The sequence below is a fragment of the Streptomyces flaveus genome, from assembly GCF_014647675.1.
Taxonomy (GTDB): Bacteria; Actinomycetota; Actinomycetes; order Streptomycetales; family Streptomycetaceae; genus Streptomyces; species Streptomyces flaveus.
The window spans coordinates 1-11,251 of sequence record NZ_BMPQ01000002.1 but is presented as its reverse complement, the minus strand read 5'-3'; the positions used below and the strand labels follow the sequence as shown (position 1 = coordinate 11,251).

At 68.4% G+C, this 11,251-nt stretch carries 7 protein-coding genes; all 7 read left to right on the top strand.

What is annotated here, in order from left to right:
• A partial coding sequence (locus IEZ21_RS48375; RefSeq protein ID WP_189320403.1) for an outer membrane protein assembly factor BamB family protein occupies nucleotides 1-1,443 on the top strand: 1,443 nt, incomplete at its 5' end.
• Nucleotides 1,444-1,536: 93 nt separating this feature from the next.
• Complete coding sequence (locus IEZ21_RS03350; RefSeq protein ID WP_189320402.1) at nucleotides 1,537-2,343, top strand: GH12 family glycosyl hydrolase domain-containing protein; 807 nt, start codon at nucleotides 1,537-1,539, stop codon at nucleotides 2,341-2,343.
• Nucleotides 2,344-2,491: 148 nt separating this feature from the next.
• Nucleotides 2,492-4,429 (top strand): acyl-CoA dehydrogenase family protein, encoded by a 1,938-nt coding sequence (locus IEZ21_RS03345; protein ID WP_189320401.1) that lies wholly within the window; start codon nucleotides 2,492-2,494, stop codon nucleotides 4,427-4,429.
• A 157-nt stretch (nucleotides 4,430-4,586) separates the two neighbouring features.
• The gene (gene secA, locus IEZ21_RS03340; protein WP_189320900.1) at nucleotides 4,587-7,379 is read left to right on the top strand and encodes a preprotein translocase subunit SecA; all 2,793 of its coding nucleotides are present in this window, start codon (nucleotides 4,587-4,589) and stop codon (nucleotides 7,377-7,379) included.
• Between the two features lie 577 nt (nucleotides 7,380-7,956).
• Nucleotides 7,957-9,246 (top strand): 1-deoxy-D-xylulose-5-phosphate reductoisomerase, encoded by a 1,290-nt coding sequence (dxr, locus tag IEZ21_RS03330; RefSeq protein ID WP_189320400.1) that lies wholly within the window; start codon nucleotides 7,957-7,959, stop codon nucleotides 9,244-9,246.
• Complete coding sequence (locus IEZ21_RS03325) at nucleotides 9,243-10,547, top strand: M50 family metallopeptidase (RefSeq protein ID WP_189320399.1); 1,305 nt, start codon at nucleotides 9,243-9,245, stop codon at nucleotides 10,545-10,547. The genes dxr and IEZ21_RS03325 overlap by 4 nt, the downstream gene beginning before the upstream one ends.
• A 165-nt stretch (nucleotides 10,548-10,712) precedes the next feature.
• On the top strand, nucleotides 10,713-11,251 hold a 539-nt coding region (locus tag IEZ21_RS03320; RefSeq protein ID WP_189320398.1), incomplete at its 3' end, for a flavodoxin-dependent (E)-4-hydroxy-3-methylbut-2-enyl-diphosphate synthase.

Sequence of the window (11,251 nt, the reverse complement as noted above, 5' to 3'; positions counted from 1 at the left end):
CTGACCGAGTACATGGTCAAGGCCGTGCGCGACGCGGCTGTGGCGGCCGGCCGGGCGGGGTCGGCCGGGCCCCGGCGGACCGGCGGCGGGTTCGCCGAACTGCTGCCGCCCGTGGTGCTCGCGGACATCGCGGCCCGCGCCGCCCGTGTGGGCGAACCCCCACCGCCCCGCGCCACCGCTGAGCGGCCTCCGCACCCGGTCCGCGCCGGCCGCCGGGCCCTGCTCGCCGGGGGCGCCGCGGCGGCCGTGGCCGGTGTCGCGGGCACGGCCTGGTGGCTCACCTCGGGAGACGACGGCACCACCCCAGCGGCCAAGGCCGCCCCCACACCGGCGACCACCCGGGCGCCCGACGGCGCCCCCAACCCCGTGTGGGAGCACGGCGGCAACTTCGAGAAGCTCGGCAAACGCGCCGTCCTCACCGACGGCCTCTTGGTCGTCCCCGACGACGCGGGCCGACTGCACGGGGTCGACGCCCGGCGCGGCACCCCGCTCTGGACCGCGGGCGACGAGATGGGCTCCTACCTCACGCGCTGCGCCGGGGCCGTCGTGCTCGCCACCCGGGACGACAGCGGGCGGCTGGCGGTCGTGCAGCCCTCGGACGGCCGCATCTGGCAGACCGAGCCGCTCGGTCTGAATCTCGCCCTGATCCAGCAGCCGGTGTGCGCGGCCCACGGCAGCATCGTCTATGTCGTGGGCCACGTGCCCGGCTCGACCTACAAGGACGAACTCGAGGACACCGACCGCCTCGTGGTCGCCTACGACATCGAGGCGCGGCGCGTGCTCTGGCGCAAGGAGCTCACCCGAGCCAGGGCGAAGACGGCCGCCGCGGGCGCCGCGGGCGATCTGTTCGTCCTGCTCGACAACGACGCGGTCACCGCCTACCGCGCCGCCGACGGCGAGCAGGTGTGGCGGCGGGCGCTGAGCCTGGAGGCCGTGGAGGTCCTGGACCACACCGGCGCGACCGAGCGGGCCGTGGCCGTCTCCGACGACACGGTCGTCGTCTCCGGCCGGGGCGCACTCTGCCTCGACCTGCGCACCGGCCGCACGCGCTGGAGCTTCGACCCCGAGGAGACAGGAGACGAATTCGCCGGGCGCGTGCTGTGGGGCGAGGCCGCGATCGACGGCGCGACGCTCTATCTCACGCTGCTGGGACGGGAGTTGTGGGCCGTCGAGCGTGACCGGCGAAAGCAGCGCTGGCGGTGGCAGTCCACGGTGCTCCTCGAATCACCCCCTGCGCGCCCGCCCCTGCTCGCCGGAGACCTCGTCTTCCCGACCCCGTACGAACTCGGCACGGACGCCGTCGCGATCGACCGCCGCACCCACAGAACCGCTTGGACCCTCAAGTCGGTGGAGCGCGCGAGCGGTTCCCTGCAACTGCTGGCCGACGACGAGCGGTTGTACGTCCTGCGCGGGACGTCCCTCAGAGCCTTCCCACTGAGTTGAGCGTTGTCCGGCGAGGCTGAACTTGCGCGGCAACCTTTCGGAGCGCGGCGGTGACTGGGGGAACGTAAGCGATCGTCCCCGGAAGGACCTCCCATGCAGCACAGACGCCCCCGCCTCTCTCGAGGGGCGAAGACCGCCGCCGCAGCCGTCACCGCTCTCGCGGCCGGTGCGTCCGTCACCGTTGCGATGGCCGGTGAGGAGGCCAAGAAGTGTGCGGCCTTCGACACGATCACGATGGGCAAGTACTACGTCAACAACAACCTGTGGGGCCAGGACGACGGCACCGGAACCCAGTGCGTCTGGGACAACTCCCGTTCCGGGAACACCATTTCGTGGGGCACGGACTACAGCTGGACCAGCAAGGCCGGCAAGGAAAACGCCGTGAAATCCTATTCCAGCACCGTGCTCGGCTGGCACTGGGGCTGGAAGGTGGACAAGGCCTCCACCGAGCTGCCCATCAGAGTCGGCGACCGCAAGCGCGTCAACACCAGCTGGGAGTTCTCGGTCAGCTCCAGTCCCGGCACCATGAACGTGGCGTACGACCTGTGGCTGCACAGCAAGAACACCGCCGACTGGCAGGACCAGCCCACCGACGAGATCATGGTGTGGCTCAACCGTCAGGGCGGCGCCGGACCGCTCGGCTCGAAGGTGGGCCGGGTCAGCCTCGGCGGCGCCATGTGGGACATCTACGAGGGCGACATCGGCTGGAAGGTGCACTCCTTCGTCCGGGTCGCCAACACGACCAAGGCCACCCTCAATCTCGACGACTTCACCCAGGCACTCGTACGGCGCAAGCTGCTGAGCGACGACAAGTACGTCTCCGGCATCGAGGCCGGTACCGAGGTCTTCCGCGGCAAGGGCCGAGTGGACACCAAGGCGTTCTCGGTGGACATCGGCTGAAACCGGCGTTCGTGCGGAGGGGCTCATCCGGCGGGGCGGTGCGCGAGGACTGGTGAGGTTGCCCGGAATCGGGTACATACGATCCAGTAGCACCGGCCAGTAACCGACTGTTCCGAAGATCCCGACTCGCGGCGAGGTGAAGCCCCTCATGTCCGCACCAACCAAGAAGCCCGCCGTCACCGAGCGCGAGGCGCGCCAGGTGGCGGAGGCCGCACGTGAGCAGGACTGGCGCAAGCCCAGCTTCGCCAAGGAGCTGTTCCTCGGCCGCCTCCGGCTCGATCTGATCCATCCGCACCCGATGCCCACCGACGAGGAGGCGCAGCGCGGCGAGGAGTTCCTCGCCAAGCTGCGCGACTTCTGCGAGACGAAGATCGACGGGGCGCGTATCGAGCGCGACGCGCAGATCCCGGACGAGACGATCAACGGGCTCAAGGAGCTCGGCGCTCTCGGCATGAAGATCGACACCAAGTACGGCGGCCTCGGCCTCACCCAGGTGTACTACAACAAGGCGCTCGCTCTGGTGGGCTCCGCGAACCCGGCGGTCGGCGCGCTGCTCTCCGCGCATCAGTCGATCGGCGTACCGCAGCCGCTGAAGCTCTTCGGCACGCAGGAGCAGAAGGACACCTTCCTGCCGCGCTGCGCCCGCACCGACATCTCGGCCTTCCTGCTGACCGAGCCGGACGTGGGCTCCGACCCGGCACGGCTCGCCACCACCGCGGTCCCGGACGGCGACTCGTACGTCCTCGACGGCGTGAAGCTCTGGACGACCAACGGCGTCGTCGCGGACCTCCTCGTCGTCATGGCGCGGGTGCCGAAGTCCGAGGGCCACAAGGGCGGCATCACCGCCTTCGTCGTGGAGTCCGCCTCGGAGGGCGTCACCGTCGAGAACCGCAACGCCTTCATGGGCCTGCGCGGCCTGGAGAACGGCGTCACGCGCTTCCATCAGGTCCGCGTCCCGGCGGCCAACCGCATCGGCCCGGAGGGTGCGGGTCTCAAGATCGCGCTCACGACGCTGAACACCGGGCGGTTGTCCCTGCCCGCCATGTGCGTGGGCGCGGGCAAGTGGTGTCTGAAGATCGCCCGCGAGTGGTCGGCGGCGCGGGAGCAGTGGGGCAAGCCGGTGGCCTTCCACGAGGCCGTGGGCTCCAAGATCTCCTTCATCGCGGCGACGACCTTCGCCCTGGAGGCCGTGCTCGACCTGTCCTCGCAGATGGCCGACGAGGACCGCAACGACATCCGTATCGAGGCGGCTCTCGCGAAGCTGTACGGCTCCGAGATGGCCTGGCTGATGGCCGACGAGCTGGTCCAGATCCGCGGCGGACGCGGCTTCGAGACCGCCGAGTCCCTCGCGGCCCGCGGCGAACGCGCTGTCCCGGCCGAGCAGATCCTGCGCGACCTGCGCATCAACCGCATCTTCGAGGGCTCGACCGAGATCATGCACCTGCTGATCGCACGCGAGGCCGTCGACGCCCATCTGAAGGTCGCGGGCGACCTCATCGACCCGGAGAAGACCCTCCAGGACAAGGCGAAGGCGGGCGCGAACGCCGGTGTGTTCTACGCCAAATGGCTGCCCAAGCTGGTCGCGGGACCCGGTCAACTCCCACGCTCGTACGCGGACTTCCACCCGGAGGGCCACCTCGACCTGTCCGGTCACCTCCGTTACGTGGAACGGTCCGCCCGCAAGCTGGCCCGGTCCACCTTCTACGCCATGTCGCGCTGGCAGGGCCGGATGGAGACCAAGCAGGGCTTCCTCGGCCGGATCGTCGACATCGGCGCCGAACTGTTCGCGATGAGCGCGGCCTGCGTACGCGCCGAGCACCTGCGCACCACCGGGGAGCACGGCCGCGAGGCCTACCAGCTCGCCGACGCCTTCTGCCGCCAGTCCCGCATCCGGGTCGAGGAACTCTTCGGCCGGCTGTGGAGCAACACCGACGACCTCGACCACAAGGTGGTCAAGGGCGTCCTCGGCGGTACGTACACCTGGCTGGAGGAGGGCGTCATCGACCCCTCCGGTGACGGCGCCTGGATCGCGGACGCGACTCCCGGGCCGGCGAAACGGGACAACGTCCACCGCCCCATTCGCTGACCTTTTCCCCAGGAATGCACTGACGTCCCCGTGGTCATTCTGTTGCTTGCCGCACCGAAGGCGAGCGACACAGAATCGACCTCGGGGACGTCGACGCCCCCCATCGGGCCGAGGGGGAATTCCAGTGGCCACTCTCGAGCGCATCACCGGCCGGATCATGCGGGCCGGCGAGGGACGCATGCTGCGCAGGCTGCAGCGCATCGCCGAACAGGTCAATTCCCTGGAAGCGGAATTCGAGGGGATGACCGACGACGAACTACGGGATCTCACCCCGGAGTTCAAAAAACGCCACGCCGACGGCGAAAGCCTCGACGATCTGCTGCCCGAAGCCTTCGCCGCGATGCGCGAGGCCTCCCGGCGCACCCTCGGAATGCGCCATTTCGACGTACAGATCATGGGCGGCGCGGCACTCCACTTCGGCAATATCGCCGAAATGCACACCGGCGAGGGCAAGACCCTCGTCGCGACCCTGCCCGTCTATCTGAACGCCCTGACCGGCAAGGGCGTCCACCTCGTCACGGTGAACGACTACCTCGCCCAGCGTGACGCCGAGTGGATGGGCCGGGCCTACCGCTTCCTCGGCCTGACCGTCGGCGTCATCAAGTCGCAGTCGACACCGGCCGAGCGGCGCGAGCAGTACGCCCGCGACATCACCTACGGCACCAACACCGAGTTCGGCTTCGACTACCTGCGCGACAACATGGCCTGGTCGCAGAAGGAACTCGTGCAGCGCGGCCATCACTTCGCGATCGTCGACGAGGCCGACTCGATCCTCATCGACGAGGCCCGTACGCCACTGATCATCTCCGGTCCGGCCGACCAGCCGGCGCACTGGTACGAGGCGTTCGCCAAGATGGTCACGCGGATGCGGGGCGTCTCCATCCAGGACGAGCACTTCACCTCGCCGATGGACAAGGAACGCCTCGCCGAACTGCGGGCCACGCACGACTACGAGTACGACCCGAAGAAACGCACCGTGGCGGTCCTGGACAGCGGGGTCGAGTACCTCCAGGACCAGCTCGGCATCGAGAGCCTCTACGAGTCCGACCACACGCCCCTCATCGGCCACCTGAACAACGCCCTCAAGGCCAAGGAGCACTTCAAGAAGGACAAGGACTACGTGGTCATCGACGGCGAGGTCCTCATCGTCGACGAGCACACCGGCCGCATCCTCGCAGGCCGCCGCTACAACGAGGGCCTGCACCAGGCGATCGAGGCCAAGGAGGGCGTGACCGTCAAGGACGAGAACCAGACCCTCGCGACGATCACCCTGCAGAACTTCTTCCGGCTGTACGAGAAGCTCGCCGGGATGACCGGCACGGCGATGACCGAGGCCGCCGAGTTCCACCAGATCTACAAGCTGCACGTGGTGCCGATCCCCACGAACCGGCCGATGATCCGCGCGGACGACGCCGACCAGATCTACCGCACCGAGGACGCGAAGTTCACGTCGATCGTCGACGACATCGCCGAGCGGCACGCGAAGGGCCAGCCGATCCTGGTGGGCACCACCTCCGTCGAAAAGTCCGAGCTGCTGTCCGCGCAGCTGAAGCGGCGGGGCATCCGGCACGAGGTGCTCAACGCCAAGAACCACCAGCGCGAGGCGCAGATCGTCGCCCAGGCCGGCCGCAAGGGCGCGGTCACCGTGGCCACGAACATGGCGGGCCGCGGCACCGACATCATGCTCGGCGGCAACCCCGAGGCGATGGCGCGCGCGGAACTGGACCGGCGGGGGCTCGATCCGGAGGACCACCCCGAGGAGTACCGCGCCGCGCTCGAGAGGATGACGGAGTCCGTGGCGGCCGAGCGCGACGAGGTGATCGACCTCGGCGGGCTCTACGTCCTCGGCACCGAACGCCACGAGTCACGTCGTATCGACAACCAGCTGCGCGGACGCGCCGGCCGGCAGGGCGACCCCGGCGCCTCCCGCTTCTACCTGTCCCTGGAGGACGACCTGATGCGGCTGTTCCGGGCGCAGGTCGTCGACCGTGTGATGGCGATGGCGAACGTCCCCGAGGACATACCCATCGAGAACAAGATGGTCACGCGTGCCATCGCCTCCGCCCAGTCCCAGCTCGAGCAGCAGCACTTCGAGTCCCGCAAGGACGTCCTGAAGTTCGACGAGGTGCTCAACCGGCAGCGCACGCTGATCTACGAGGAACGCCGCCGGGTCCTCGCGGGCGAGAACCTGCGCGAACAGATCATCCACTTCATGGACGACACCATCCGTGCGTACATCACCGAGGAGACCGCCGAGGGCTTCCCCGAGGAGTGGAACCTGGAGCGGCTGTGGGGCGCCTTCAAACAGCTCTACCCGATCAAGGTCACCATCGGGGACGTGGAGGACGAGGCCGGCGGGCGCGCGAACCTCACCGCCGACGACCTGCTCGAGACGATCACCGAGGACATCCACGCCCGCTACGAGGAGCGCGAGGCCGAACTCGGCTCCGACGCTCTCCGTGACCTGGAACGCCTCGTCGTTCTCTCGGTCCTCGACCGCAAGTGGCGCGAGCACCTCTATGAGATGGACTACCTCCGCGACGGCATCGGCCTGCGCTGGACGCTGGGCCGCGAGCCGATCATCGAGTACGAGCGCGAGGGCTACGACATGTACGGCGCGATGACGGAGGCCATCAAGGAGGAGTCCGTCGGCTACGTCTTCAACCTCGACGCCTCGGGCAAGGCCCGCGACGGTCAGGAGACCCTGGAGCCCGGGCGGCGGGACGAAGATCTCCACTTCAGCGCACCCACGCTGGACACGGCGGAAGGTGTGGTCGAGGGGGACTTCAGCCGCTCCGACGCGGCACCGGCACCTTCGAAGGCCGCTGCTTCGGCCGCGGGTTCGCCTTCGAAGGAAGCGATCACCGGCACGAAGCCTGCCCCGGCCCGGCGGCCCGCCAAGAAGTCGGCCAAGTCCAACAGGTCGAAGAACCGCCGACGGCGCAAGTAACGGCTTGCGCCGAGGACGGCGACGAATGCTGTCGTAATAGACCTGTTGAAGTTCTCTCCCGGATGAATCCGGGAGACTCTCCCCTGGATCGCTCCGAGGAGTTTGACAGGTCATGCCTGTCCGACGACGACCCTTCCGGCCGCAGGAGCAAGTACGGGACTCACTCGGGCTGTTGGGGACTTGGTTATCGCCCCCGACAATGTACTGAGCGTATCAGAGGCGTTACGGAGTGACGCATCGGTGCTCCGCGCCGCCGGGCCAGGGATGCGCCTCACCACCCCGGAACGGGGGTTCACTGCGTAAGATCAGAGGTGGACGCGTCCGGCGGCCTGGGCCGGAGCGCTGAGGAAAGTGCCGGTCAGAGCCACGGATCCGACGAGCGCGGGCAGGGCAGCGCGTATCCGCATGGAGATCCCCCCTGGGTGTCGTCCAATGTTCAGGGGAGAAGGAGTATCACGCTTTCTTCACGTGAGCTTCACGGATGGCGATATGGCTTTGTCGAGTGACACATGGCGGTAAGGGCCCACGAAGGGGACACCCTGTCCGGTCAGTGGCTCGGTGCGGCCACAATGGAGGGATGAGCGACAGTCCAGCGCCCCTCGCTGATCCGCATCTCGTCTTCGACCCCGTGACCTCGGACGGGCCCCGGGACGTGGTGATCCTGGGATCCACCGGGTCGATCGGTACGCAGGCCATCGACCTTGTGGAACGCAACCCCGAGAGGTTCCGGGTGAGCGGGCTCTCCGCGGCGGGCGGGAGGGTGGCGCTGCTGGCGGAGCAGGCGTGGCGGCTTCGGGTGCGTACCGTCGCGGTCGCCCGCGAGGACGTCGTACCGCAGCTGAGGGAGGCCCTGAGCGAGCGGTACGGGAGCGGCGAGCCGCTGCCCGAGATCCTCGCCGGAGCGGACGCGGCCACGCAGCTCGCCGCCTCCGAGTGTCACACCGTGCTCAACGGCATCACCGGGTCGATCGGACTCGCGCCCACCCTCGCCGCGCTCGAAGCGGGCCGCACCCTCGCGCTCGCCAACAAGGAGTCGCTCATCGTCGGCGGCCCGCTGGTCAGGGCGCTGGCCAAGCCGGGGCAGATCATCCCGGTCGACTCCGAGCACGCGGCCCTGTTCCAGGCGCTCGCCTCGGGCACCAGATCCGACGTACGCAAGCTCGTCGTCACCGCCTCCGGGGGCCCCTTCCGGGGACGTACGAAGGAGGAACTCGCGGACGTCACCCCGGCCGACGCCCTCGCGCACCCCACCTGGGCCATGGGTCCCGTCATCACGATCAACTCCGCGACCCTCGTCAACAAGGGGCTCGAAGTCATCGAGGCGCACCTCCTCTACGACATTCCCTTCGAGCGGATTGAGGTGGTCGTGCACCCCCAGTCGTATGTCCACTCGATGGTGGAGTTCACGGACGGATCGACGATCGCCCAGGCGACGCCTCCCGACATGCGCGGGCCGATCGCCATCGGGCTCGGCTGGCCCGAGCGCGTCCCCGACGCCGCGCCCGCCTTCGACTGGTCGAAGGCGTCGAGCTGGGAGTTCTTCCCGCTCGACAACGACGCGTTTCCGTCGGTGGGCCTCGCCCGGCATGTGGGAGAACTCGCGGGCACGGCCCCGGCCGTGTTCAATGCGGCGAACGAAGAGTGCGTGGACGCGTTCCTGAACGGCGCCCTGCCCTTCAACGGGATCATGGACACCGTGACGAAGGTGGTCGGGGAGCACGGCACTCCCCGTACGGGAGGTACGGGAACCTCACTCACCGTCGCGGACGTCCTCGAAGCGGAGACCTGGGCACGTGCCCGGGCCCGGGAACTGACGAACCAGGGGGACCAGACAGTGCAGACGACGACGGCGGAGGTCCGTGCATGACGACCCTGATGACGATCCTCGGCATAGTCGTCTTCGCGATCGGCCTGCTGTTCTCGATCGCCTGGCACGAACTGGGACATCTCTCCACGGCGAAGCTCTTCGGTGTCCGTGTACCGCAGTACATGGTCGGTTTCGGACCGACCATCTGGTCGCGGAAGAAGGGCGACACCGAGTACGGCATCAAGGCGATCCCGCTCGGCGGCTACATCCGCATGATCGGCATGTTCCCGCCCGGCCCGGACGGCAGGCTGGAAGCCCGCTCCACCTCGCCGTGGCGCGGCATGGTCGAGGACGCCCGAGCGCAGTCCTTCGAGGAGCTGCAGCCCGGCGACGAGAACCGCCTCTTCTACACGCGCAAGCCCTGGAAGCGCGTGATCGTGATGTTCGCCGGCCCCTTCATGAACCTGATCCTGGCCGTCGTGATCTTCCTCGGCGTAATGATGACCTTCGGCGTCCAGACCCAGACGACCACGGTCGGCAAGGTCTCCGACTGCGTCATCCAGCAGAGCGAGAACCGCACCAAGTGTGAGAAGGGTGACCAGGCCGCACCCGCGAAGGCCGCAGGACTCGAAGCGGGCGACAAGATCATCGCGTTCAACGGCACACGCGTCGAGGACTGGTCCACCCTCCAGAACGACATCCGCGCCAACCCCGGCAAGGACGTCACGATCACCATCGAGCGCAAGGGCGAGCAGGTCGACCTGCAGACCCACCTGATCCGCAACCAGGTCAGCAAGAGCGACGGCAGCGGCGGCTATGTCGAGGGCGAGTACGTGTACGCCGGCTTCCTCGGCTTCACACCCGCCTCCGGCATCGTCCAGCAGTCCTTCGGCCAGTCCGTGGACCGTATGGGCGACATGATGGAGAACGGCGTCGAGTCGCTGATCGCCCTCCCGTCCAAGGTCCCCGCCCTGTGGGACGCGGCGTTCGGCGACGGCCCGCGCGAGGACGACTCCCCGATGGGCGTGGTCGGCGCGGCCCGCGTGGGCGGCGAGGTCTTCACCCTCGACATCCCGCCGGAGAACCAGATCGCGATGATGCTGTTCCTCGTCGCGGGCTTCAACCTCTCCCTCTTCCTGTTCAACATGCTCCCGCTGCTGCCGCTCGACGGCGGGCACATCGCGGGCGCCCTGTGGGAATCGCTGCGGCGGAATGTGGCGAAGGTGTTCAGGAGGCCCGACCCGGGGCCGTTCGATGTGGCGAAGCTGATGCCGGTGGCTTATGTGGTGGCGGGCATCTTCATCTGCTTCACGCTGCTGGTGCTGGTGGCGGACGTCGTTAACCCGGTGAGAATCTCCTAGCAAGACGGAGTTCGTGGCGACCGGGCAGGCTGTGGGCCCGGTCGCCCTTCCCTGTGGTGGCCCGTGCGGCGGATGTGCTCGCGTGTTCGGGGGTGCCGTAATCTCGTTGGCTGGAGCCCGTCAGCTTCGGGACCGACCGATCCTTACCTTGGGGTTGCACAGCAGATGACTGCGATTTCTCTCGGCATGCCGTCCGTTCCGACCAAGCTCGCCGAGCGCCGTGTCTCGCGGCAGATCCAGGTCGGGACCGTGGCCGTGGGCGGAGACGCACCCGTGTCGGTGCAGTCGATGACGACGACGCGTACGTCGGACATCGGTGCCACGTTGCAGCAGATCGCCGAGCTGACGGCGTCGGGCTGCCAGATCGTCCGGGTGGCCTGTCCGACGCAGGACGACGCGGACGCCCTGTCGGTGATCGCCAAGAAGTCGCAGCTCCCCGTCATCGCCGACATCCACTTCCAGCCGAAGTACGTGTTCGCCGCGATCGAGGCGGGCTGCGCGGCCGTCCGCGTCAACCCCGGCAACATCAAGCAGTTCGACGACAAGGTCAAGGAGATCGCGCGGGCCGCCAACGACCATGGCACGCCGATCCGGATCGGCGTCAACGCGGGCTCGCTGGATCGCCGTCTGCTGCAGAAGTACGGCAAGGCCACCCCCGAGGCGCTGGTCGAGTCCGCCTTGTGGGAGGCGTCGCTGTTCGAGGA

Excerpts from the sequence above, each read along its gene's own strand:
- IEZ21_RS03350 (WP_189320402.1), top strand. The coding sequence starts at position 1,537 with ATGCAGCACAGACGCCCCCGCCTCTCTCGAGGGGCGAAGACCGCCGCC.
- IEZ21_RS03345 (WP_189320401.1), top strand. The coding sequence starts at position 2,492 with ATGTCCGCACCAACCAAGAAGCCCGCCGTCACCGAGCGCGAGGCGCGC.
- secA (WP_189320900.1), top strand. The coding sequence starts at position 4,587 with ATGCGGGCCGGCGAGGGACGCATGCTGCGCAGGCTGCAGCGCATCGCC.
- dxr (WP_189320400.1), top strand. The coding sequence starts at position 7,957 with ATGAGCGACAGTCCAGCGCCCCTCGCTGATCCGCATCTCGTCTTCGAC.
- IEZ21_RS03325 (WP_189320399.1), top strand. The coding sequence starts at position 9,243 with ATGACGACCCTGATGACGATCCTCGGCATAGTCGTCTTCGCGATCGGC.